We start from the raw sequence: 25,579 nt of genomic DNA on the forward strand, positions 1-25,579 counted from the left end.
TTTATATGTAGGCTTAAACCTAAATTACAAAAACAATAACAAAGCAGAAAGAGGAATTGTTTTTTATAAAATATCCTGCAAACGAAAAGTCTCCTTCAGGCGGATGCCTTTTTCTGTTTGCTGCAGGGTGCAGCATTCATTCACCGGATCGTGCTCCAGGTAAAGAATATAATTGTTTTCAGCAGCTTCCTCTAAAAAAGCCTTTTTTTCAGTAAGTGTTTGAAGAGGAAACATGTCATAAGCCATTACATAGGGTAGGGGGATATGTCCTGTAGAGGGCAAAAGATCTGCCATATAAACGATGGTCTTGTCTTTATACTTGATCTGGGGCAGCATCATGGCATCCGTATGGCCGTAGGCAAAGCGGACGTTGATGCCGGGATGGAATTCCACACCTTGTTTGTCCTGTATAAAGCGCAGTTGCCCGCTGTCTTGAATAGGCAGAATGTTTTCTTTCAGAAAAGAGGCTTTTTCCCTGTCGTTGGGCTGAACAGCCCAGTCCCAGTGTTTCTGGTTGCTCCAGTAAAATGCATTTTTAAATGCCGGACGAAGTTTCTCTCCTTCCCGGACAATCGATCCTCCGCAATGGTCAAAATGTAAATGGGTCAGAAATACATCTGTAATGTCTGCGCGGCTGAAGCCTTTTTTGGCAAGAGATTTATCTAAGGTATCTTCTCCGTGCAGGTAATAATGCCCCATGAACTTTGCATCCTGTTTATCCCCGATTCCATTATCCACCAGGATCAACCGGTTTCCATCTTCAATCAGCAGGCAGCGCATTGCCCAGCTGCACATATTGTTTTCGTCTGCTGCATTGCTTTTTTGCCAGATGGATTTAGGAACGACGCCAAACATGGCACCGCCGTCTAATTTAAACAATCCGGTATCAATGGTGTAAAGGTTCATGGGATCTGATTTTAGGGTTCAGGGTAAAAGTAAAAAAACCTGCTGAACTGATCAGCAGGTTTTTTGAAATTATATCAGGTAAATTTTAGCCTACAAATGGATCACTTCACCGTAAGCATCAGCTGTAGCCTCCATAATGGCTTCGCTCATGGTTGGGTGTGGGTGTATAGATTTCAGCATTTCATGACCGGTGGTTTCCAGTTTACGGGCCACAACAATTTCTGCAATCATTTCAGTTACATTGGCGCCAATCATGTGTGCACCTAATAATTCTCCATATTTGGCATCATAAATTACTTTTACAAAGCCATCTTTTGCACCCGCGGCACTTGCTTTACCAGAAGCCGAGAATGGGAATTTACCAATTTTCAGTTCATAGCCAGCGGCTTTAGCTGCTTTTTCGGTATAACCTACTGAAGCAATTTCAGGAGTAGTGTAGGTACAGCCAGGTATGTTGTTGTAATCAATAGGCTCAGGATGGTGGCCAGCAATTTTCTCTACACAGGTGATACCTTCAGCAGAAGCCACGTGGGCCAGGGCCTGACCGGAAACGATATCGCCAATCGCGTAATAACCTTTTACATTGGTGTTGTAAAATTCATCTACAAGCACTTTTCCCTTTTCTGTTTTAATTCCGGTTTCTTCCAGACCAAGGTTTTCAATATTGGCAACTACACCTGCAGCAGAAAGGACAATGTCGCATTCCAGGGTCTGCATACCTGCAGCAGTTTTAACCTGGACTTTACAGCCAGTACCACTGGTATCCACAGACTCCACGCTCGAAGAAGTCATGACCTCAATGCCTACCTTTTTAAAGCTGCGCAGCAATTGTTTGGAAACATCTTCGTCCTCTACAGGGACAATATTGTCCATGAACTCAACGATGGTTACTTTGGTACCCATTGTTGCGTAGAAATAGGCGAATTCAGAACCAATTGCTCCAGAACCGACAATAACCATAGATTTAGGCTGCTCAGGTAAAACCATAGCCTGCCTGTAGCCAATGATCTTTTTACCATCCTGTTTCAGGTTAGGCAATTCCCTGGAACGGCCACCGGTAGCAATGATGATGTGTTTTGCGCTGATCTCTTTCTGGGAACCGTCTGCTGATTTTACATCTACCTTATTTCCGGGTTTCACTTTCGCCGTACCCATGATCACCTCGATTTTGTTCTTTTTCATTAAGAACTGAACACCTTTGCTCATGCCTTCAGCAACGCCACGGCTGCGTTTTACGACGGCCGCAAAATCAGCCTCAGCTTCGGCGGTTTTAATTCCGTACTCGGAAGCATGGTTAATATATTCGAAAACCTGAGCACTCTTTAATAAGGCTTTAGTTGGTATACATCCCCAGTTCAGGCAAATACCACCTAAAGATTCGCGCTCTACAATTGCGGTTTTTAAACCCAATTGTGAAGCTCTGATTGCAGCGACATATCCACCAGGACCGCTGCCTATTACAATTACATCGTAGTTCATATCTTAATAAAAGGAAAATTATCTAAACTGCTCAAAATTAAAAAAAATGTTGGTTATATCAGGTTTCTAAGATTTTTGTGACCTCATTTGGTGGAATTAATTTTTTGGTCACTTAAACTTAACATAGAAAGATAGAATCATTTTAAATAACAAAACTCTGTGCCCCTGTATATTAAATAGTTTGAATTTTATGTTAAATGTTGAAAAATATTGGGATTATTAATAATAATTTAACATTGAATATTGAAATCTGTGAATATTTAATAATTATCTTTGCCGGATACTATTATTCGTTACCTACAAACAAAAATTATTCACTCATCTAAAAAGTATGAACAAATCTTTACTATTTAAAATCGTAGTAATTGTCATTGCATTCGTTGGGTCGTTTTCTGCGTCCATGGCGCAGATCACCACGTCTTCGGTGACAGGTATTGTAAAGGATGCGAAAGGTCCTTTACCTGGTGCCAGCATTAAGGCGCGGCACATGCCTACTGGTACAGTGTATGGCATTACAACCAATAACGATGGCCGCTTCACCCTGGGAAACATGGGTGTTGGAGGTCCTTATGTTATTGAAGTGAGTTTTGTTGGTTATCAGCCAAAAAAAATCGAAGGTGTTTACCTGAAATTAGGTGAGCCTTTTGTCGTGAACGCCACACTTTCGGACAATTCGTCTAACTTAAACGAAGTAACCATTGTGGGAACATCGGCAAATGCCATCTTAAATTCAAACAAAAATGGTTCATCGACCATCGTGAGCAGACAGCAAATCCAGAGTTTGCCAACGATTTCGCGTAGTATCAATGACATCACCAGGTTAAACCCTCAGTCTAACGGTACTTCAATTGCCGGTGGTAACTACCGCTCGAACAACTTTACTGTAGATGGTTCCAACTTCAACAACATGTTTGGTATCGGATCAAACGTACCTGCAAATGGTGCACCGATTTCCATCGACGCTTTGGAACAAATTTCAGTAAACGTAACCCCTTACGACGTACGTCAGTCTGGTTTTACAGGTGGCGCGGTCAATGCGGTAACCCGTTCAGGTTCGAATGATTTTTCTGCTACTGCATTTTATCTGATGCGTAACCAGGACCAGCAGGGAACAAAAATTGGTGATTATACCATTACCAATGTACAGCCTTTTACCCAAAAACAATACGGTGCAAGTTTGGGTGGCCCGATCATTAAAAACAAATTGTTCTTTTTTGCAAACGTAGAGTTTAACAAACAAAATCAGCCAGGTCAACCAAGAATTGCTTCTTCAGCAGCAAATCCTTTTGGTTCAAGTGATAATGTGGCCCGCCCAACGGCTAGCTTTTTAGACGGGGTCAGATCTTACCTGATGTCTAAATACGGATATGATCCAGGACAGTATCAGGGATATCAGCAATTGTCAAATAACGACAAATTGTTGTTCCGTTTAGACTGGAACATTTCTAAAAACCACCGTTTTAACATCCGTTACAACCAGGTGGAAAGTAAAACACCAAGTAACGTAAGTACTTCAAGAAGTCCATTTACCAATTATACTACCGGTATTGGAAGAACGGATAAAAATGCCTTATGGTTTAACAATTCAAATTACTATCAGGCCGCCAATTTATATTCTTGGGCAGCAGAGTTGAATTCCCAGTTTGGCAATAAATTTACCAACGTATTAAGGGGAAGTTATTCTCATCAGAATGACCCTAGGTCATCAGACAGTGCAGTATTCCCTTTTGTAGACATTCTGGATAATGGTCAGCCTTTAACCAGCTTTGGTTATGAGCCTTTCACTTTCGGTAACCTAAGAGATGTAAAAAATTACTCTATTACCGATAACTTTAACATGGCGCTTGGTAAACACAACGTAACTTTGGGTGCACAATTAGATTTTAATACTACCCAAAATGGTTTTCAACGTTTTGGAACAAGTTATTATACCTTCAATTCCTGGAATGATTTTATAACCGGAGCCAATCCACGTGATTTTGGTATTACTTACTCTTTATCCCCAGGATATGAGCAAGCTTTCCCAACTTTCAAATTCAATACTTACTCCGCCTATATTCAGGATGAATTTACAGCAACAGACCGTTTGAAATTCACAGTGGGTGTGAGGGCAGAACAATTTACTTATCCAAGTGTGCCGCAAATCCAGCAGCATCCTTTATTGAATCCATTGACTTTTGCTAATGGTGAAAAATTAAATACAGGTATCCTGCCATCGAATAGAATTTTATGGTCTCCTCGTTTTGGTTTCAACTGGGACATTAAGGGCGATCGTTCCCTACAGTTAAGGGGAGGTTCTGGTATCTTCAGGGGAACAGTTCCTTTTGTATGGGTAGTTGCTCAGTCCGGAGATGCGGGCCTGATCCAGTTTACTCAAACTTCTTCAGGTGCGAATGTACCGGGACCATTTAATCCCGATCCAAGAGCATATTTGCCTAAAACGCCTCCTGCTGCGGGAACTGCACTTCCAAATCCAATCAGTACAGTATCACCTAATTTCAAAGCGCCTCAAACCTGGAAAAGTAACCTGGCCCTGGACTTTAAATTACCTGGTGATATCGTAGCCACTGTGGAAGGTATTTACAGCAAAGACATCAATGCTGCAATTGCCAGAAACGCGAACTTAGTTAATCCTACAGCTTTAAACTCTCCTGGATACCCTGACCACAGACCGTTCTATCCTGCGGCCAACAAAGATAAATTTATAAATCCATTGACAAGTGCTGGTTTGCCGGTGGCAAATGGAGCTGCAAATGGAACAGGAGCTTTTAATACTACTGTTTTAGATAACGCAAAAGGTGGTTACTACTGGTCTGCAACTGCACAATTGACCAAACAATTCAGAGGCGGTCTTTCTGCAATGGTAGCCTATACCCATAGTGATGCCCGTAATTTTGGTGATGGCGCAGGTGATCAGCTGATCAACTTATGGTCTATTCCTCAAACTTCCGGAAATCCGAACAACCCAAGTTTAAGTTACACCAGTAACGTTGTACCTGACCGTGTTGTGGCTTCATTGTCATACCGTAAAGAGTACCTGAAAAACCTGGCAACTACAGTGAGCTTGTTCTATACAGGATCTATCCAGGACCGTTCTTCTTATGTGTATTCAGCAGATTTCAACAGGGACGGACAGGCAAACGACCTGATCTATATTCCTAAGAGCCCTTCTGAAATTACATTCGATACCAAAACCATTACGGTAAACGGTGTCTCAAAAACCTTTACTCCTCAACAGCAAAGCGATGCTTTCTTCGCTTATGTGGCACAGGATAAATACCTGAGCAAACACCAGGGAGAATATGCAGAGCGTAATGGAATCAAATTCCCATGGTTACACCGTGTGGATTTGAAAATTGTTCAGGAAGTATTCAGAAATGTTGGTGGCAAGAAAAACTCTTTCCAGTTTACAGCTGATATCCTGAACTTCACCAACCTGATCAATAAAAACTGGGGAACCTTAAAAAGGTTAAATGCAGCTAGTATCCTGCAACCTAGTAACGTGAGCGACATCAGTGCTACTGTTGCGCCTAAATTCAGATTGGCTGATTTCAACGGAGATTTGGTTAGAAGCACTTTCAGTGATAACCAAACTATATCATCTACTTATTACATGCAGTTCGGAGTTCGTTACAACTTCAACTAATCAAAAAATAGTATGATTTTTAAAAGGCGGCCCGAAAGGCCGCCTTTTTTATTTTCCGGGAATAAGCCAGACCGGCGAAGTCCAGGCCTGCTGTCCGTCTGTTTGGGTGACCCTTAAGTAATAGGAGGTTTCCTCCCGGAGGGCTGTTTTGTCAACCAGGTCTATGCTGACCCGGCTCAGGTCGGCCGAACTAATTCTTTTTCCGCCTTGCGGTTTAGAAGGGTCATACAGCATAAATATCCCTTTTGAGGTTCCGGGAACCTGTTCCAAACGGAGCAGGGCAAAATGATCTTCCGTATTTTTGACCACTTCAATTCTGTCAATAGGCGCTGTACCCTGTACGGCAAAGTGAATTCTCACCGAATCAGTCCCGGATACCTTAAATTCTGAACCCATAATTTGTCCGTTGACTGAAAAATCGACCCCAATTTTAACCCCTGATGTGGCATAGGTATGCCTGTTTTTGATGGCCTGAAACAATTCCTGCCGGCTCAGGGAAGGAGAGAGGACTGCTGTTAGGCCACCTTCTCCCGGGGTTAAAAAATGAGTGTCACTTGCCCCCATAATGCCACTGCGGCGGCCTTGTTTTAAAGCATCCTGGTATTGGTGCCCGGGGACCTGTCTTCTGCCTTCAAAAGGGTTTTTGTAATATTCAAAACGGCCATGAAAAGAAACCACCTCAAAATTAGGTTCAAGCTGGGATTGGTAAAATGCAGCAGGGTTCCATCTGCCCCAAACGGCCTGACCGGTATGGTGCGCGGAAACAATACCTCCATAGGCTTTAATAAAAGCATATAACTTTTCTGTAGAATTCCCGTTTTGCTCTGCCGAACTGATGTTTAAGCCTTTTGTGTCGGGATAGATCACAATCCGGTGGCCATAGGCCGGCGGGGCGGTCCATTCAAAACCTAAAAAATCAATGTAATGGTCTTTTACAGAGAGGTTTTTAGAAAGCAAGGCCAGTTCCTGGTACTCGCTGTTTTGTAACCTGCCCATCTCTGAATGGTCAGAGACCACCCCAAAATCCAGTCCGGTTTTTTCTTTGGCCAGATAAATCAACTGATCCGGCCAGCCATATTTTCCATCACTTAAAACGGTATGCGAATGTGGGTCTCCAAAAAAGACCTGCAATTTCGGATCGGCAGATATAGAAAGGGCGGGGGCTTTGATGAGTGGCTGCTCCAGATCAATGGCCTTGTCGGTACTTTCTATGTCCATTAATTGCAAAGGATGCGGATGATTTTTCCATATGGGCTCTGGAAGCCGGGCATACAACACCACATTGTGATTGGCATTGGTGTTGTAAGCATCTACAAAACCACCCATCAGTTCTTTTTCCTTTCCTTTTTCAGGTAAAGTCTGGCCTTCCCAGGCCATATAGGTGCCTTTTCCTTTGAGTGCTGCAAAGGATGGCCATTCGTCCCTTCCGGGTGAAAAAGTCGTCAGCTCCAGCAGTTCACTCCAGGAATTTCCATTATATACCCTTGCCCAGAGGTCAAAATTATGGGCGCCGTAGCGGTCTGTTCTCCAGGTTATCCAAAGTTTTTGCTGCCCGTCTATATAAAGTATCGGGAAAGTCTGGGTCTGTTTCCAGTGCCAGTAATCCTCTTCTTCGTCATTAGGGGTCTTATCAATATTGCGGTAGCTGATTTCGCCAAATTGAAGTTCTTCTGAAATTTTACCGGTTACAAACCATTGTCCGCTTTTAAAGGCTTTTAAAAAAATTGCACCGGAATGCTGATCGGAACGGCTTTTTTCTTTTTGTAAAGAACGCAAGCTGTTCCAGGCCAGCCATAAAGTTCCGTCGGCAGCACAGGCAATAGAAGGAGAGTCGTCAATGCTTAAACTTTTTGTTGCCTGGATCAGGGTATCTATCCGGGCAGGCTGCCGGCCTTTTTTACTCAACCTGGCCAACCAGATGTCATAATTGCCCGATGCAGGGCTGTCCCAGGCCACCCATACTTGTCCACTGGGACTCGCAGCCAGACTGGCCCTTCTGTTCATCCCTCCCTGGCCCAGGTTTTCAGGACGGCTCCATTGGTTTTGTTGAAAAACCCTAAAACGAAGATCAATTTGGCCGGGCTTTACCCTTTCATAGCTGAGCCATATATTTCCGCTGCTGTCTTCAATAACAGCAGGGTGCAGGTTATTTTCGTTGTCCGGGCTCAGTTTTAACTCTGGACCCCATTTGGATTTTGTATTTGTTTTGGCATAAACTGCCCATTTTCCGTTCCGTTTGCCTTGCCAGAAGACCCAAAGCTGACCTGTTTTAGAAATCAACAACCGGGAGTTGCTTTCTGTCCCTTGTCCTTCATCTATTTGAAGTTCGGGCCCCCATTGTAAACCGGTTTTATGGCGGACTACAATACTTTCTTTGTCGGCTTTCATAGAAGTATAAGAAAGCCAGGAGTTGTTTTGCTGGTCAACAGCTAGTGAAGGGTATTTGTCATAGCTTCCGGCCTCAGTTAAGGAATGAAGTTCTTTAAGGGGCAGATCGGTGACATTGGACTGGGCATTTGAAGGTGCTGTTTTCAGACAAATGAAAAGGAGGGGTAAAATGTAAATGAATTTCATCGGCTTGCAATTTGTTTTTTCAATGAAGTACCTGTTTTGTTTATAGTGATTAATTTTTAACCGGAATGAGCCTGTTCATTTCAGGGGCCTGGATGATTTTTGTTTTTTTAATATGGTCCATAATGACGGTCGAAAAAGGTGTTTTGTCATTTACTTTTTTCAAATCGTGGAAGGTCTGGTACAGGTCGCCTCCATCTGCAATGAAACTATTGGTCCCTACCCGGTAAATTTTAGAGTCCTGAACCGGGGCCGAACCGATCTGGAGCCGGACCAATCGTTTTCCGACAGGCTTTTTAAGGTCATACCATGCTTTGAGACCGGATACCTGCATCATTCCCCTTTCCAGGGAAAAACTTTGTTCCAGAACTTCTTTAATTTGTTTGCCGGTCATTTCCAGAACAGAAAGGGTATTGAAAAATGGAACAGCATCCAGTACATTTCCATTGGTAATGGTACCTTGGGGAAGGTCTGCGCGAAGCCCCCCTGCATTTTCAAAGGCAACATCTGTATTTGTGGTTTCCCGGATCACATCGGCAATAAAACAACCCAGGGAAGATTCCCGCATGTAATCCCTCACCAGACGGTTTTTTAAAGAACCCAATGGTATCCCGATCTGAGGAGCGAATTTTTCTTTGTAGGCATTAATTTTAGCCTGTACCAAAGAATCCGCAGGGTAGCGGTCACTCCAGACCTTGAGCAGTTCTCCTGTATAGGAAGTTATTTTTTTATCTTTAAACTGTACTTTTAAATAGCCAAGCCTGGTCCCGTAACCATAGGTCTGAACAATTAATGCACCGTTTACAGGTTCTCTATAAGGCCTTTCCATTCCTTTATGCGCATGGCCCCCAATGTAAATGTCAATTCCGGGCACAACGCTGCAAAAATCAATATCCTCCCTTACATCACGTTGCACCTCAGGCCTGGCTTCTGCATCAGTTTGCTGGGGACCGGTTTTCCCCTGATGGGCCAGTACAACAATCAGGTCTACCTGTGGTTTTAGTTCTGCGACTATTTTTTGAGTAATGGGAACCGGGTCCCGGAATTCCAGGTCAGCGGAACCTTCCTGCCAGAGCACACTAAAGGCATCCAGGCCTATGATACCAATAACCCCCAACCTGATGCCATTTTTCTCGAGGATGGTATAAGGCCGGGCGTAAGGAATTTCTGTGCCCTTGTAAAAAATATTAGCACCCAGTACAGGAAATGGTACCCTGTTGATCTGTTTCAGGAAATTTTTACTGCCATAATCAAATTCATGATTGCCAATGCCCATCGCATCATAGTGCATGCTCATCATCATTTCCATTAACAGTTCTCCCTGGCTTACATTGGAGAGCATTCCGGTAAACATGTCTCCGGCATCGAAAAGAAAGGTGTTTTTTTCTTTAGCCCTGAGCTGGCCGATCATGGTGCTCAGTTGCCCGGCGCCCCCCAGTTTTGGGCTGTCTTTTAACCAGTAAGCCGGAACAGGATCGAAGGCACTGTGAAAATCATTGGTATACAGAATGGTGATTTCTTTAGGAGGGGTTTGGTTATAAGCTTTGGCCATAAAGCACAACCAGCAGGTAAAAAAACAGATTATTTTCAGGTTCATAACAGTAAAGGGATTGATGTAGTTTAAGTTACTGCTTTTTCAGGATGAACCATTTGTTTTTTAAGCAAAAACTACAGAAAGACCTCGAACTTTCCAGTGGTTACAGGGACTTAGTCCGGAGATTAAAGGGAGATTACAAAGACTTCACCCAGACACCTTTTCGGTAAACTCCGGGTATAATCCGGGTAAAATATTTATCTTATTTGTGTAATATATAAGTAATTGGTAAATTGTATTTAGTTAAACCTAAAAATTGATGTTATGGCGATTATGAAAAATGGAATTATGGGCGGCTTTAGCGGGAAAGTCGGTACCGTTGTAGGGTATAAATTAAAAGGGAAGGACGTGATGCGTGGCAAGCCCAAAAAAAGAAGAGGTAAACCAAGTCCAAAGGAGCAGGATAACCGGGAAAAATTTGGTTATGTACAACTCTGGTTAAAACCTTTAACAGATTTTTTGCGGGTTGGTTTTAACAATTACCATCCGAACTATCAGGGCTTTGTTGCCGCAAAATCTTATCAGTTGACCCATGTGGTGAAAAAGGTGGAGGAGAAATATTTTATAGATCCGGCGCAGGCCCTGGTTAGTTTTGGATCACTTTCTCCGGCAACAGAAGCTTCTGTCCTGGCCGGAAAACCTGCTTCGCTGACTTTTAACTGGAAGGGTGGGAAATATCATTACGATGAACGGACCATGATTTTGGTTTATGACATCGCAAATGAAAGGGCCTATTACGATACAGCAGCCGTAAAGCGTTCCGCAGGCACCTATGCGCTTGAACTGACTAAAAGCTATAGTGGAAAAGAGGTCCATGTTTACCTTGCTTTTGTTAGTGATGACCGGAAAAACCAAAGCAACAGCCAGTACCTTGGGGCGGTAACTGTTCTTTGACTGTAAAAAAAAAAGCACCCTTAAAAAGGGTGCTTTTTAAAAGATATAGTATCCTTAGTGATAAATGAACTTTCCTTTATCGCTGCTGATGGTTACCTGTTTTTTATCAGAACTTTCTACCCTTCCGATGATACGGGCATCAATGTTGAAACTTTTGGAAATGGACATCAGGTCTTCCGCAATTTCTTCAGGAACGTAGAGTTCCATTCTGTGGCCCATATTGAATACTTTGTACATTTCCTTCCAGTCTGTGCCGGATTGTTCCTGGATCAGCTGGAACAATGGAGGAATAGGAAACAGGTTATCTTTAATTACATGGATATCATTGTTTATAAAGTGAAGCACTTTAGTTTGGGCACCTCCGCTGCAATGTACTATTCCGTGAATTTGTTTGCGGTGTGCTTTCAGAATTTTCTGGATCACCGGCGCATAGGTACGTGTTGGAGATAAAACCAGTTTTCCTGCAGTGATTTCAGTATTTTCGTCAATTTTAACCAGATCAGTTAATCTTCTTCCGCCTGAAAACACCAGGTCAAATGGAACATCCGGGTCAAAACTTTCCGGGTATTTGCTGGCCACAGATTTATTGAATACATCATGTCTGGCAGAGGTCAGTCCATTGGAGCCCATGCCGCCATTGTATTCCTGTTCGTAAGTCGACTGTCCGTAAGAAGCCAGTCCAACGATCACATCACCCGGACGGATATGGTGGTTGCTGATTACGTCTTCTCTTTTTAACCGGCAGGTTACCGTAGAATCTACAATAATTGTCCTCACCAGGTCACCTACATCGGCCGTTTCCCCGCCTGTAGAATAAATGGAAATGCCCTGTTCGCGCAGGTCAGCGAGAATTTCTTCGGTACCATTGATGATGGCGGCGATCACTTCGGCAGGGATGAGGTTTTTGTTTCTGCCTATGGTCGAAGAAAGCAATATGTTTTCTGTGGCCCCTACGCAGATCAGGTCGTCAATGTTCATGATGATGGCATCCTGTGCAATTCCTTTCCAAACAGAAAGGTCGCCGGTTTCCTTCCAGTACACATAGGCCAGGGAAGATTTTGTACCTGCACCATCGGCATGCATAATATTACAATAAGACTCGTCATTGCCTAAAATATCCGGAATAATTTTGCAAAAGGCCTGAGGAAAAATGCCTTTGTCAATGTTCTTGATGGCCTGGTGCACATCTTCTTTGGAGGCAGAAACGCCACGCTGGTTGTACCTGTTGTCACTCATGTTGTTACAAAGATAGGGAAACTCAGCAATCTTGATAGGATTTGCCCTAAAAAAATAACCTCTGCTTTTTAGGGCAGAGGTTATAAAAATCAAAACAAATCTACTAAAAACCGTAACGGTCTTTTATTTTGAGAACAACAGTTCCCTGAATTTAGGCAAAGGCCATACGCTGTCATCCACAATTTGCTCCAGTTTATCGGTATGATAACGGATGGTATCGAAATAGCTTTTCACTTTTTCATCATAAGCAATGGCTTTTTCACGGGAATCTTCAATCGCATTGGTTCTTTTGCGTTCTTCCAGCATGGTGTCAATATTGGTTTTCAGCAAGCCCAAATGCTCGGATACTTTACCAATAATGGCCAGAGGGGTTTCTAAAGTTTCTTTCGGCAAACCAAGGTCCTTCAAGCCTTTTGCATTTTCCAATAAAGTGTTCTGGTATTCGATAGCCGCAGGAATGATCATGCTGTTGGTCACCTCGCCCATTACCCTGGCTTCAATTTGTAGTTTTTTATAATAGCTTTCCAGCAGGATTTCATGGCGGGCATGCAATTCACGTGCACTGAAAATATTGGTTTTAACAAAAAGCTCTGTAGATTTTTCACTTACATAAGCATCTAAAGCCACAGGCGTGGTTTTGATATTGGCCAGACCGCGTTTTGCAGCTTCATCTGCCCATTCCTGGCTGTAACCATTGCCTTCAAAACGGATGTCTTTAGATTCTTTGATGTATTTTTTGATCACTGTTAACAGGGCGATGTCTTTTTTCTCTCCTTTTTTGATCAGTTTATCAACTTCAGCTTTAAATTTAACCAGCTGGTCTGCAACAATTGCATTTAAAACCGTCATTGGGGCAGAAGAATTGGCTGAAGAACCTACTGCACGCAATTCGAATTTATTTCCTGTAAAGGCAAAAGGAGATGTACGGTTGCGATCTGTATTGTCCAATAAAATCTGAGGGATTTTTGGAATACCGAGCCATAAAGCATTGTCTTCTTTAATCTTTTTGCTGATGCGGGAATGTTCGATCTCATCGAGTACCTCATTGAGCTGTTGACCAAGGAAAATGGAAATAATGGCCGGCGGCGCTTCATTTGCGCCCAGACGGTGGTCATTGCTTACAGAAGCAATACTAGCCCTTAAAAGGTCTGCATGCTCATGAACGGCTTTAATGGTGTTCACAAAAAAGGCAAGGAACATCAGGTTGTTTTTTGGTGTTTTACCTGGGGCAAGCAGGTTTTTACCTGTATCGGTAATTAATGACCAGTTGTTGTGTTTACCCGATCCGTTAATCCCTGCATAAGGTTTTTCGTGCAACAAGACTTTAAAGTGGTGTCTGCGCGCAACTTTTTCCATCAGGTCCATCAGCAATTGATTGTGGTCAATGGCCAGGTTAATTTCTTCATAAATCGGTGCGCACTCAAATTGCATTGGTGCCACTTCATTGTGTCTGGTTTTCAGAGGAATGCCCAGTTTTAAAGCTTCGTTTTCGAAATCAACCATAAAAGTGAACACACGCTCTGGAATAGAACCAAAGTAGTGGTCTTCAAGCTGCTGTCCTTTTGCAGACATATGTCCGAACAGGGTGCGTCCGGTAAGTACCAGGTCCGGGCGTGCATTATATAAGGCAAGATCTACCAGAAAATATTCCTGCTCAATACCTAAAGAGGCATTTACTTTGGTAATGCCTTTATCGAAATACTGACAAACATCTACTGCTGCTTTGTCCAGTGCATTTAAGGCTTTTAACAATGGAGCTTTATAATCCAGGGCCTCACCGGTATAGGAAACAAATACAGTTGGAATGCAAAGAGTTTTGCCAGCTTTGCTTTCCATTAAAAAAGCAGGGGAAGAAGGGTCCCAGGCAGTATAACCGCGTGCTTCAAAAGTATTGCGGATACCACCGTTAGGGAAACTGGAAGCATCAGGTTCCTGTTGAACCAGGGCACTTCCTGCAAATTTTTCAATTGCACCGTCGCCGCTTGGCTCAAAAAACGAATCGTGTTTTTCAGCTGTTGTACCGGTCAGGGGCTGGAACCAATGGGTATAATGGGTTGCGCCTTTTGACATGGCCCATATTTTCATCGCAGTTGCAATATGATTGGCTTCTTCCTGGTTAATTAACACCCCCTGATCAATAGCTGAAATTAATTTCTCATATACTTCTTTGGATAAGAAATCTTTCATTTTTTTCTTATCAAATACATTCGAGCCATAAAACTCCGAAATTTTGATTGATGGCGCCTTAACTTCGGGTGAAATTCTGGATTCTGCCTCTTTTAATGCAATTGTTCTTAGACTTTTCATTGATTTTGTTAAAATTTGAATCAAAAATAAAATATAATCTTAATAAATCGCAAAATATTAGTAAAAAATGTCTTGTTAATAACTTTTTTGGAGGCTGTTTTGTTTGTTTTTGATGGGTGTTTGCGTTTTTTGGTTTCGAAATATGCTTTTTTTAGTGTGTTTTTGCTGTTTTTTGGCTTTTGAAATAATTTGAATCTGTTTGTGGAATCTTCAGGGTGTTGACATCCTGTTTAAAATAAGCTTTAAAACTATGCTCAATTCATTCAACCTGTACAAGAAAGAGTGGCTCAATCTTGTATTCAAAAACAGAAATCAAAATTATGGCGCTTATCTGCTCAGGCAGCAGTCTTCGGTGATCACCATGCGGGCATTGTTTTTTGCCTCCGGGGTTTTTATCCTGTCTTTTGCAGGGCCAGTGATTTACCGGCATTTAAAACCGGCCGAAGAAATTAAGCCCCTTGTTAGCGATAGGGTGGTAGATGTCGTATTGCCATCCGAACCTGTGAAGCCCAAAGAGGAAAAAAAGGAGCCCCTTAAGGCCGAACCCTTACAGGAAAAGGTAAAAACCGTAAAATTACCTTCCCGTATTGTGGTGGTGGATAAGCCTCTTGTTGAAGAAAGCGTACCCGATATAAAGGAACTTGAACATGCGGTGATCGGACAAAGCAATCAGCAGGGGCCAGCGACGCAGGCCCAGGGAGGTACAGAAGCGAAGACCAGTGGCAATGGATCCGGAGGGACCGCTGAAAAAGAAGATAACGGCATATATGAAAATGGCACTTCAACTTTGGAAGTTTACCCCGAGTTTGAAGGGGGCATGAAGGCCTGGGCAAAATTTATCCAGCGTAACCTGCGTTACCCCGCCATGGCGCAGGAAGAAGGTATTCAGGGCCGGGTCTTTGTAAGTTTTGTGGTAGAAAAGGATGGTTCAGTGTCTAATGTGACCCTAATCAGGGGAATAGGTGCAGGCTGTGATGAAGAAGCCTTAAGGGTGATCCGGAAATCACCAAAATGGATAGCCGGCGTTCAAAACGGACAGGCGGTTAGAGTAAGGTACAATATGCCACTTTCATTTACCATCAGCCAGTAAAGCCTCGGAATATTTTTAAAAAACCCTTCAGGTTTACTAATTGTTAAATCTGAAGGGCTTTTTATCTTTTGATGTAACAAAATTACTTTTCGGGAGTTTAATAGCTGGGAGAATAATTGTAATTTTACCCCTTAAATTAAAGAGCAATACCATATATAATGAAGTGCCGGTTTTTTTTATTGGTCTCTGATCCTGAAAACATTGCCTTGAGCAATGTTTTGGAGCTGGTCATTTCTTTTGAGGGAAAAACAAGGGTATGGTAAAAAAATATTTGTATGCTGTTGGCCTGCTGGTTGCTGGCCTGTTTTTGCCGGAATTTAAGCTGTGTGCACAAGAAAAAACAAATCTTCCCGATACCGTTGCCCAAAAAGATGTGAACGATCTGTTCAGGGAGGTCTTTAAAAAAAATAAAAAACCCGATACCACGAAGAAAAAAAACGGAAGTGTGGTTATTTTGCCATCATTCAATTATACCGTGAGTAATGGTTTTGCCTTTGGAGCAGATTTTTCTGTTTCGAAATACCTTGGGGATCCTAAAAAAACAACGCTTTCCCTGTTTGATCTTTTTGCTGAAAAAGCAACTAAAACGCTGGCTTTGGTCCAGCTTCGCCATAATATATATACCTCAGGTGATAAATGGATTTTACAGGGCAACTGGGAACTGGGCAAAACAGAAGTCGTAGACCATGGTATCGGTACCGGGCGGGATGATCCGGGAGAATTCCCTATTAAGTATACCTATATCAAGTTTAGTGAAAAGGTTTCAAAAAAGGTAGTTGATCATTTTTTTGCAGGCGCTGGACTGGCTTATAACTATTACACCAATATTGATGATGAACGCCTGAATGGGGAACACTCCAGGACTTTTAATCATTTTTACAGTTTAAAAAATGGCTATCCGGCCTATGGTTACCTGGCGGGGGGCTTATTGTTTGATCTACAGTATAATACAAAAGACCATCCTTTTCGTCCCTACAAAGGTTTATTTGTTAATGTGACTTTTCGTTTAAATCAAACCTGGCTGGGTAGTGAAAAAGATGCAACGCAGATTAAAACCGAACTCCGGAAATACTGGAGCCTTTCCCATAAAAACCCGGAACATGTATTGGCTTTCTGGCTTTGGGGTTCTTACCTGTTAAAAGGCTCTGTACCTTATCTGGAGTTGCCTGCAACCGGTAGTGACCCGGAGCAGCGCATGGGCAGAGGTTATACCATTAGCCGTTTTAAAGGTCCTTCTTATTTTTATAATGAACTGGAGTACCGCTTTCCCATCACCAGGAATAAGCTGATCAGTGGGGTGGCATTTTTTAATATGCAAACTGCCAATAACCAGCGTACGACCAAATTGTTTCAGTACTGGGAGCCAGGTGGTGGCGGTGGTTTAAGAATTTTATTTGATAAACATACCCGCACCAATCTTTGTCTGGATTATGGTTTTGGGAATTATGGTTCCAATGGCATATCGGTTGGCATCAATGAAACCTTTTAAAATTCAAACTGTATTCTGGCCCTTAATCCATATTTGGAGGCACCAGGATTGTCCAGGTAGTTGAAGCGCCTGACCAGGTCCAACCGGCCTACTTTAAAGATGTTTCCTATTCCGACACTGCCTTCCATATAAGGGGTTTTGCCTAAAAAATAGGTGGTTGGGATGCCTTCCGGATTGACGGGGAACTGGATCAGGCCAGAATGCAGGTCGGGATTGTTTTCTGTTCTTAGCCCACCGGTAAGCCCTTTAAAAGTAATGTATTCCCGTAGTTTAAGTTTTTTGATTAAAGGGATCCGGTTTAAAAAGAGCCCGTTAAAATTATGGTCTATATAAATGCTGGCATAATGATCACTTACAAACTCCAGAAAATTCATCATGTTGTAGGCATAGGTCTGGTAAGCATAAGACTGGTTGGCCCTGTGAATGGTCAGCAAAGGAAAAGGCAGCTGGCCAAAAATATAACCGCCTTCCAGATGTACGTCCGACCGGCCAAACTGCGATAGGTAAAAACGCTTGTCTATACTACCCAATAGGCTGTGGTAATTGTTTTCGCCTCTTAGAAAGCCCTTTACCCCTACAGAATAATTGAGGTCAAAGACCGGGTATTTTTCAATGATCCTTTCGCGAAAAACCTTGCCCTGATAGAATTTTTCATTGGGTGCATAGCGAAGTTCGAGGTTGAACTCCGAATTGGTAATCTGGCTGGTGTATTGGGGCAAGCCACCGGAAAAACTTTTATAAACCAATGCGTCTGCAGGTCTTTGCGTCCATTTTTTAAAGGAAATGTTGAAAGAAAAGTGATTGGCGTATTCCTGCATGTATTCGGCCCGGTAAAAATCATTGTACAGAAACTGGTTGTTTACCCCATGCTTAAAGGAGGCAATGAAATTGTCTTCGGTAATTACGTTTTTGGTTTCGTCACCGGGAATTTCTGTGTCGCGCTGGAAACTGGCGCGAATAAAACTTTGTGGAAAAGTATAAATGCTTTTGTTGTTGAAGGCATAGGCTGCACTAAAAAAATATTTCCATTTTTCGTCCTTAATGCCATAAGCTACATAGGTGTCAAAAAAATATCGGGTACTGAAATCAGTGGTGGTCCGGCCACCGATGCGTGGTTTAAAGCCCTCCAGGTTGTTGAAGGTGTAAAAAGTATAAAAGGGGCCGATCTCCACAGGACCAAATTTCTTATAACCTACAAAGAAAAAGGCAGCAATATCCATCATTCTTCTAAAAGATTTCATTTTGCTTAAACTGTCCATATTGCTGTAAATGCGAAGCTTATTGGCAGGTATGGTGTCCAGTCTGTTGCTGTTCCAATAAGCCTCCGAACGTTTTGAGGCCTCGGGCGAAACTTCTATTTCCATTCCTTTATAAAGGGAGTCCGGGCGCTGTACATTGGTTTTGTAGTTTTTAATGGTGACCATTCTTTCTCCCTTAAAACCACGACTTCCGTCTTTTCCTAAGCCAAAATCCATCAGTAGGTGGCTTTTATTCAGGTAATAGCGGCCGGCAGAATCTTTTTCGAAATTGAGTTTTACCTGCAGGGCCTTTACAAAATTGATGTTGATGTTTTTTCCGGTTTTCAAAAATGCATCCTGAACCGCATACCTTCCATCCATGGTGATGTATATCTGGCCTTCAAAGAGTAGGGCATTCTGGTTTCTGGGTACAAAAGAAAGCTCGATCAGCGGCGGATCGTGGGTTTTCAGGGTATCGGTAATAAAAAATTTATAAAAAGTAGGGGCACCCTCTGCAATTGGACTCAGGAACTGGCTGTTGGTGAAAATAATGTTGTTGTCGTAAATATTTACGTCTGCATACATCCTTTCAAAATAATTGCCTATGGCATTATTGTCTACCAAGCCTTCATCGAAATTGACGTGTTTGTCGGCCAGCATAATGATTTTCTTTTTTTCGGGATTTTTGCGGTAATAAAAATCAGATAACCTTTCCCTGAGGTAAATCGGCATCAGGTTTTTTCCACCGATTTCAGTGGAATCCTGCTTGTCAAAAAGAAACTGGTATTTGCGGAAGATTTTTTTGTTTTTGAACTTGTCTGAAAGGTTGCTGAGCGAAAACTGCATCCAGTCGTACTGCTGGTATTCCACATTCTGATTGCTTTCAATGCGGTTTAATGGTTTGTGTTCTATCACCTGGCGGATCAGCTCAACGGCGGGGTTTCCTTTATTGCGGTAAGGGGCCGCTTTTTTAGAACTGATTTTTACTTCACTCAGGCTTTGGGATTCTTCCTGCAGGCTAATGTTGACCACCTGGCTTTTGGAAGGGGTAATGGCAATATATTTTGTTTTATAGCCAATAAATTCTACAGACAGTTGCGTATATGGGGCGCTGCTGCTCAGGCTGAAATTCCCGTTTTCATCCGTTTTTGTGGCTGTTCTTGAATTTCGGAAGATAACAGTAACATTGGGCAGCGGGCCCTTGTCCCGGCTATCGGTTACCTTTCCTGAAACCTGCGTTTGCTGGGCAGAGAGTTTCAGGCCATAAAAGCATAGTAATGCTGTCAATCCATAAAAAGACTTTCTTGAAATCGTTATCATATTTAGGGGAACTCGGGGTAAAGTCTTTTTATTTTACATCAATATTACAAATTCTATGCCCATTTAAGCTGTTAATTTTTGTTAAAAAGATAAAATTTTAGAACGGTTGAAATTTTGTGTGGTCTTGCAATGGTAGTTACCGATGGAAATCGTTTTGAAAGAAGATGTTTTTTACCTTTGACAAATGATGTTTAAAAAAATACACCATGTGGCTATTATCTGCTCTGATTATCCCAGGAGCAAGGATTTTTACGTCAATACACTAGGCTTTGAGGTGCTTGGTGAGGTTTACCGACAAGAACGGAAGTCTTATAAATTGGATCTTGCTGTAAATGGCGCGTATCAGATCGAGCTGTTTTCGTTTGAAGCACCTCCTGCCCGCCCTTCCAGACCGGAAGCACTTGGCTTGAGGCATCTGGCTTTTGAAGTCGATGACATCGATGCGGTGGTTGCCGGGCTGCTGGAAAAAGGGGTACAAACAGAAGCGGTCCGGACAGATGAATATACCGGAAAGCGTTTTACTTTTTTTACAGACCCTGATGGCCTGCCTTTAGAGATTTACCAGGCATAGATGGGCAATATTTTCAAATTTAAGCAGTTTGAGGTCAACCAGAGCGGTTGTGCGATGAAGATCAACACCGACGGGGTGTTGCTGGGGGCTTTGGCTGTTCAGGATCATACTGCCACTGCTTTGGATATTGGTACAGGAACAGGGGTCATTGCAATGATGCTTGCCCAGCGCTTTGAAGAGGCTGTAATCGATGCAGTGGAAATAGAACGGTCGGCAGCGGAAAGGGCTTCTGATAATTTTTTGCTTTCTCCTTTTGCCGGGCGACTGAAAGCTCATCATCAGGACATTAATAATTTTGATCCGGGAAAAAACTATGATCTGATTGTGTCCAATCCGCCTTATTTTGTAAAGGACCTGAAAAATCCGGAGCCTGGAAAAAGGATGGCCAGGCATGCAGATGAGTCTTTTTTTGAGTTATTGATTAGAAAAGTAGCCCTTTTGTTAAAACCCTCGGGATGTTTTTGGGTGATCCTGCCCTTGAAGCAGGCCCAGGAACTGGTCAGAAATGCCGTCCTGATGAAACTCTTTCCTTTAAAGGTTATTCATGTTTATTCAGATGCTGATAAAGCTGAATTCCGTCAGGTCCTTTGTTTTAGTTTTGTAAACGGGGAAGCGGAGCATGAAAACTTTTATATTTATCTGAAACAGGGCGTATACACAGAAAAGTACAGACTTTTACTAAAGGATTTTTTTCTGGCTTTTTAGGCCTTGCCAGAAAAATGAAATAAATATAAGATAGCAGATGAAGAAAATAGGACTATTGTCAGATACCCATGGTTTTTTGGATGATGCCGTATTTAAATATTTTGACGATTGCGATGAAATCTGGCATGCCGGAGATTTTGGTGCTGGTGTTGCCGAACCCCTTGCGGCCTTTAAACCGATTAAGGGGGTGTATGGCAATATAGATGATAAAGCTGTCCGGGCGGTATTTCCCGAACACCTTCGTTTTAATTGTGAGCAGGTGGATGTATGGATGACGCATATTGGCGGTTATCCTGGTCGGTATTCTTCATTGGTGAAGCCAGATATTTACACTAAGTCTCCTATGCTTTTTATTACCGGACATTCCCATATTCTAAAGGTGATGTATGATGAAAAAATAAAATGTCTGCATATAAATCCCGGTGCGGCAGGAAAATCGGGCTGGCATAAAGTAAGAACTTTAATTCGTTTTTGTATTTCAGAAGAAAAAATACATACCTTAGAGGCCATAGAATTAGGCATTAGATAACGTATAAAGTACACTAAGTATATGCAGGGCATAAAAACATTAGGACAATTTATTATTGAAAAACAGGCAGACTTTCCATATGCGAAAGGAGAATTGTCCAGATTATTGAGGGATATTGGGATTGCCTCTAAAATTGTAAACCGGGAGGTGAATAAGGCAGGGCTTGTGGATATCCTGGGGGAGGCCGGTACGGTAAACATCCAGGGTGAAGGCCAGAAAAAACTGGACGTTTTTGCCAATACCCAATTTATTGCTGCATTGACCAGTGGGGGTGAATGTTGTATTGTGGCCACTGAGGAAGAAGAGGAATTTGTCCCGATTGACTCCCCGGTGTCTAAAAATGCAAAATATATTGTTTGTATTGATCCTTTGGACGGGTCTTCCAATATTGATTGTAATGTGGCAGTAGGAACGATTTTTTCCATTTACAGACGCAAATCTGTTGATGGAATGGCTACGCTGGAAGATGTGCTTCAGAAAGGTACCGAGCAGGTGGCTGCCGGTTATGTGATTTATGGTTCTTCGACGATGCTGGTGTATACCACTGGAAAAGGAGTGAATGGTTTTACACTGGACCCTTCAATTGGAGAGTTTTGTTTGTCTCACCCGAACATGCGTATTCCAGCCGATGGAAAAATCTATTCCATTAATGAAGGAAACTATGTGCATTTTCCGGAAGGTGTGAAAAAATATTTGAAGTATGCCCAGGTGGAGGATGCCGCTACCGGCAGGCCTTATACGTCCAGGTATATTGGCTCTATGGTAGGCGATATTCACCGGAATCTGATTAAAGGCGGGATTTATATGTATCCAACAACTTCCAGTTCGCCAAACGGAAAGTTGAGGCTTTTGTACGAATGCAATCCGATGGCTTTTATTATTGAACAGGCTGGTGGTGTTGCCTCAGATGGTTTTAACCGGATTCTTGAAATAGAGCCAAAAGCCCTCCATCAGCGGGTGGCTATTTTTATTGGTTCTGAAAAAATGGTCAGGGTAGCCGAGCAGCTCATGGCCGAGTATTCTCCAGTGGCTGATTTGAGCCTTCCTGCACCAGATAAGGCTATAGCGAGTTAGTCTGAAACAAAAAGCGGGGCCCCAGTGCCCCGCTTTTTGTTTATAGCAATGTAGGTTTTCCCCTTTCGGCTTCAAAGCCGCTGTCTATAGCCAGGGCAGCGCTGTTTTTTGATGCTGCCACGGCAAGCTGGTCACAGCGCTCATTTTCCGGATGGCTGTTGTGTCCTTTGATCCATATAAAACGAACCTGATGTTGTTTGTAAACTTCCAGAAAACGCAGCCAGAGGTCCTTATTCTTTTTACCTTTAAAACTTGTTTTTAACCAGCCGAATACCCATTTTTTTTCCACTGAATCGACAACATACTTTGAATCGGAGTAAACGGTCACCTGCTGGCCGGGACTTTTTATGGCCTGTAAACCGACAATTACGGCAAGGAGCTCCATGCGGTTATTGGTGGTCATGCGAAAACCTCCGCTCAGTTCTTTGTAGTGTGCGCCTGAGCGCAAAATAACACCGTAACCACCTGGACCAGGATTTCCGCTTGCTGCGCCGTCTGTATAGATATCTATCATTAATTATAGGGTGAATGGGATTGAAAAATTGGCGGTATACACTTTTTTGCGAAGGTGTATGCCGCCAAATTTAAGGAATCCGATCCGTTTCTGAAAGCAGGGAATGGGAATACGGTGTGGCGGGAAGGGAGGTTATTTGTCTCTGGTGATCATATAGGTCTGGCTTTTATGTCCATCTGAAACCAGATTAAACTTTTCCTGGTATTTTTTTAAGACTTCGGCAGAAAGTTTTTTCCCGTTTACGCTGATTTGATCATTTGTTATAGTTAGTCTACGTAGGGCTTTTTCATTTGGTATAATGCCGTCCTTTACCAGTTCGTTAATAATATCGTCAGTTTTCTTCTTGTCCTCCCGGGCGCTTTGCTGATCTTTTATGGCTTGATCCCTGTCTTTTAGGGCCTGGTCCCTGTCTCTTAAGGCCTGCTGGCGGTCTTTTAAAGCTTGTTCTCTGTCTTTTTGGGCCTGTTCTCTGTCTTTTTGAGCTTGTTCTCTATCCATTCTGGCCTGCGCTCTGTCTTTTCTGGCTTGTTCTCTATCTTTTTCGGCCTGTATCCTGTTTTTTTGAATCTGTTCGCGGATCTCTTTGATTTCGCTGCTGTATTGATCCCATTTGTTGGAAGCGATTTTTTCGCCATCTATATAAAAGCTGGTCAGTTGATCATTAACCAGTTCAATCTGGTATCTTTTGCCTTTCCAATCTGTAATGATCTGTTCATGGCTCCCGTTTTTTGTTGTGGAGGTATAACTTTCATGACGGGTTACAGTGTTTGTTGGCTTTTCCTGTGCAATGACTGTTACTGAAAAGGCCATCATTGCGGTCAGTAACAGGGTGTTTTTTAATGGGTTTGTTTTCATTTTTTTTGGTTTTTATGGTTGAACAAACCATATAAATCCCTTCCGCGTATTTGCGGTGCTCAGCTGGGGAAGGGGATCTGTATGGAGGTCGGTTTTTTGTGTCTGGCGGTGTTTAGGATTTGTCCATATGATCCAGTATCTCTTTTATTTTTTTTAATTCTTCGGCAGAGGTTTTTTGATTGCCCAGCAAGGCCATCATTAAATTGCTGGGAGAGCCCTGGTACATGTTGTCCATAAAACGGCCCAGAAAATTGTTTTTTACTTTTTCCTCTTCCAACAGGGGACTGTATATGTGCTTCATGTGCGTCTCATCCCTTTGGAGCATTCCTTTTTCTTTCATCACCTGCATTAGTTTTAAGGTGCTGGTATAAATTACGGCTTCCTTTTGTTCGTTTAAATGGTCGTGAACAAAACGGACGGTCGATGGGCCATATTGCCAGAGTACCTGTAACACCGCCATTTCCGTTTTTGTAGGGACTATTTCTGAAGTTTGCTTCTGTTTCGATGAACTCATGTTTTAAAGGTATGTATAAAAAACGTACGTTTCATAGTTTACCTTTATTTTTTTTAAAAAAATAGAGAAATGTGAGAATTTAACTTTTCTATAGATAGGAGGGCTTATGCCAATCTGACTGATTAATTTGCCTGTATTACAGAAGAATAGGTTCGTTTAAGCGGGTAAATTTAGTATAACTAATCAAATACCCCTTTATGAAAACAATTAAAACCTTAATGCTGGCGCTGAGCTGCGCGGCGGTATTGCAGTACGGCTGCAAAAAAGAAACCACACCTGAAACCGCAGCTGGCGAGTTGAAAAAAAACGGAGACACACCTGGTAGTCCATCCGGCGGCCTGCAAATTATGTCTGTGCTTTTTAATGGTGATGCCTCCAATGGTTCGGCCAACGTGTGGAAAGACATCAATATTGAAGGCACCGGAACGGTAACTACAGTAAATGATGAAACTGGTACTTTGACCTGGAAATTTTTAAAACCCGCAGACAGCCACCGCACAGAAGGGCATGGGGCTAAAAATTACCAGGCCCAGGACGGAGATGAAATATATATCGGCTGGACCAGTAAAATTTACATGCCGACAAGTTTAAAAACTGATGCCATATTCCAATGGAAATCTTATCCAACGGCGGGAGCTCTGCAGAATCATCCCCTGATGCTCAGGACCAAGGGTGGGAACCTGGAACTCCAGCATTTTGACGACAACCATGTTGCGACAGTGCCCTGGTCGACCACATTGTCTGTGAATGCATGGCTTAAATTTGTGATCCGTATGAAAGTATCCCGCGACCCTGCTGTTGGTTATATAGAGTTCTGGTATAACGGGGTGAAGCAGACTTTGTCTAACGGCAGTCAGCGCCTGTACTGCAGAACCCTCGATGTGGCAGACTGTGATCCAAAGTGGGGTGTTTATGGTGGTGATTCTTCTCAGGTGACGCACTTTGTGAAAAAAATAAGAATTGCGAATTCTTACGCTGATGCCGCGCAGTAAAAAAAAGCTTCATTTGAGGTGAAGTAGCGGTAGTGGATGGAAAGAAGGTCTTAGT

19 protein-coding genes are annotated in these 25,579 nt (G+C 42.6%); 9 read left to right on the forward strand and 10 right to left on the reverse strand.

Annotated features, from left to right (window positions below):
- Positions 1-63: 63 nt before the first annotated feature.
- Both B0O44_RS15115 and lpdA read right to left on the reverse strand, forming a co-directional pair.
- Positions 64-906, reverse strand: coding sequence for an MBL fold metallo-hydrolase (locus B0O44_RS15115; protein ID WP_110832113.1), 843 nt, complete (start codon positions 904-906; stop codon positions 64-66).
- Positions 907-996: 90 nt separating this feature from the next.
- On the reverse strand, positions 997-2,385 hold the full coding sequence (gene lpdA, locus B0O44_RS15120) for a dihydrolipoyl dehydrogenase (protein WP_110832115.1): 1,389 nt from the start codon (positions 2,383-2,385) through the stop codon (positions 997-999).
- 331 nt (positions 2,386-2,716) lie between these two features.
- Between lpdA and B0O44_RS15125 the strand changes: the two genes are divergently transcribed.
- A complete protein-coding gene (locus tag B0O44_RS15125; RefSeq protein ID WP_110832117.1) occupies positions 2,717-6,031 on the forward strand; it encodes a TonB-dependent receptor in 3,315 nt (1,104 codons plus the stop codon).
- Between the two features lie 48 nt (positions 6,032-6,079).
- On the opposite strand, the gene B0O44_RS15130 is transcribed toward B0O44_RS15125, so the two are convergent.
- Together B0O44_RS15130 and B0O44_RS15135 are read right to left on the reverse strand one after the other, a co-directional pair.
- Positions 6,080-8,605, reverse strand: a complete 2,526-nt coding sequence (locus B0O44_RS15130) for a CehA/McbA family metallohydrolase (RefSeq protein ID WP_110832119.1) — start codon at positions 8,603-8,605, stop codon at positions 6,080-6,082.
- A 49-nt stretch (positions 8,606-8,654) separates the two neighbouring features.
- Positions 8,655-10,199: a bifunctional metallophosphatase/5'-nucleotidase gene (locus tag B0O44_RS15135; RefSeq protein ID WP_110832121.1), complete on the reverse strand. Its 1,545-nt coding sequence runs from the start codon at positions 10,197-10,199 to the stop codon at positions 8,655-8,657.
- A 261-nt stretch (positions 10,200-10,460) separates the two neighbouring features.
- Here B0O44_RS15135 and B0O44_RS15140 point away from each other — a divergent pair, with 261 nt between their 5' ends.
- Entirely contained in the window at positions 10,461-11,090 is a 630-nt protein-coding gene (locus tag B0O44_RS15140) for a DUF6266 family protein (RefSeq protein ID WP_110832123.1), read from the forward strand.
- A 54-nt stretch (positions 11,091-11,144) separates the two neighbouring features.
- Here B0O44_RS15140 and B0O44_RS15145 read toward each other — a convergent pair whose 3' ends face one another.
- Both B0O44_RS15145 and B0O44_RS15150 read right to left on the reverse strand, forming a co-directional pair.
- Entirely contained in the window at positions 11,145-12,326 is a 1,182-nt protein-coding gene (locus B0O44_RS15145) for an AIR synthase related protein (protein ID WP_110833005.1), read from the reverse strand.
- Between the two features lie 123 nt (positions 12,327-12,449).
- Positions 12,450-14,633, reverse strand: a complete 2,184-nt coding sequence (locus B0O44_RS15150; RefSeq protein ID WP_110832125.1) for a glutamine synthetase III family protein — start codon at positions 14,631-14,633, stop codon at positions 12,450-12,452.
- A gap of 250 nt (positions 14,634-14,883) precedes the next feature.
- Between B0O44_RS15150 and B0O44_RS15155 the strand changes: the two genes are divergently transcribed.
- Both B0O44_RS15155 and B0O44_RS15160 read left to right on the forward strand, forming a co-directional pair.
- On the forward strand, positions 14,884-15,723 hold the full coding sequence (locus tag B0O44_RS15155; protein ID WP_146229849.1) for an energy transducer TonB: 840 nt from the start codon (positions 14,884-14,886) through the stop codon (positions 15,721-15,723).
- 256 nt (positions 15,724-15,979) lie between these two features.
- Complete coding sequence (locus tag B0O44_RS15160) at positions 15,980-17,212, forward strand: BamA/TamA family outer membrane protein (protein ID WP_110832130.1); 1,233 nt, start codon at positions 15,980-15,982, stop codon at positions 17,210-17,212.
- Here the strand turns inward: B0O44_RS15160 and B0O44_RS15165 are convergent.
- Complete coding sequence (locus B0O44_RS15165) at positions 17,209-19,770, reverse strand: DUF5686 and carboxypeptidase-like regulatory domain-containing protein (RefSeq protein ID WP_110832132.1); 2,562 nt, start codon at positions 19,768-19,770, stop codon at positions 17,209-17,211. The genes B0O44_RS15160 and B0O44_RS15165 overlap by 4 nt on opposite strands.
- A 187-nt stretch (positions 19,771-19,957) precedes the next feature.
- Here B0O44_RS15165 and gloA2 point away from each other — a divergent pair, with 187 nt between their 5' ends.
- Genes gloA2 through fbp form a run of 4 tightly spaced genes read left to right on the forward strand, consistent with a single transcriptional unit; the run spans position 19,958 to position 22,649 of the window.
- Positions 19,958-20,341, forward strand: a complete 384-nt coding sequence (gene gloA2, locus B0O44_RS15170; protein WP_110832134.1) for an SMU1112c/YaeR family gloxylase I-like metalloprotein — start codon at positions 19,958-19,960, stop codon at positions 20,339-20,341.
- On the forward strand, positions 20,342-21,046 hold the full coding sequence (locus B0O44_RS15175; RefSeq protein WP_110832136.1) for a tRNA1(Val) (adenine(37)-N6)-methyltransferase: 705 nt from the start codon (positions 20,342-20,344) through the stop codon (positions 21,044-21,046).
- 37 nt (positions 21,047-21,083) lie between these two features.
- Entirely contained in the window at positions 21,084-21,575 is a 492-nt protein-coding gene (locus B0O44_RS15180) for a metallophosphoesterase family protein (RefSeq protein ID WP_110832138.1), read from the forward strand.
- A gap of 21 nt (positions 21,576-21,596) precedes the next feature.
- Complete coding sequence (gene fbp, locus B0O44_RS15185; RefSeq protein WP_110832140.1) at positions 21,597-22,649, forward strand: class 1 fructose-bisphosphatase; 1,053 nt, start codon at positions 21,597-21,599, stop codon at positions 22,647-22,649.
- 40 nt (positions 22,650-22,689) lie between these two features.
- Here fbp and rnhA read toward each other — a convergent pair whose 3' ends face one another.
- The 3 genes from rnhA to B0O44_RS15200 all read right to left on the reverse strand — a co-directional run bounded on the left by rnhA (position 22,690) and on the right by B0O44_RS15200 (position 24,532).
- On the reverse strand, positions 22,690-23,163 hold the full coding sequence (gene rnhA / locus B0O44_RS15190; RefSeq protein ID WP_110832142.1) for a ribonuclease HI: 474 nt from the start codon (positions 23,161-23,163) through the stop codon (positions 22,690-22,692).
- 132 nt (positions 23,164-23,295) lie between these two features.
- Positions 23,296-24,018 carry a hypothetical protein gene (locus tag B0O44_RS15195; RefSeq protein ID WP_110832145.1) on the reverse strand — a complete coding sequence of 241 codons (723 nt, stop codon included), beginning with the start codon at positions 24,016-24,018 and terminating at the stop codon, positions 23,296-23,298.
- A 112-nt stretch (positions 24,019-24,130) separates the two neighbouring features.
- Positions 24,131-24,532, reverse strand: a complete 402-nt coding sequence (locus tag B0O44_RS15200; RefSeq protein ID WP_110832147.1) for a BlaI/MecI/CopY family transcriptional regulator — start codon at positions 24,530-24,532, stop codon at positions 24,131-24,133.
- A 197-nt stretch (positions 24,533-24,729) separates the two neighbouring features.
- Here B0O44_RS15200 and B0O44_RS15205 point away from each other — a divergent pair, with 197 nt between their 5' ends.
- Positions 24,730-25,524, forward strand: a complete 795-nt coding sequence (locus tag B0O44_RS15205; RefSeq protein ID WP_110832150.1) for a heparin lyase I family protein — start codon at positions 24,730-24,732, stop codon at positions 25,522-25,524.
- Positions 25,525-25,579: the final 55 nt, after the last annotated feature.

The sequence above is a fragment of the Pedobacter nutrimenti genome (assembly GCF_003208655.1).
Lineage (GTDB): Bacteria > Bacteroidota > Bacteroidia > Sphingobacteriales > Sphingobacteriaceae > Pedobacter > Pedobacter nutrimenti.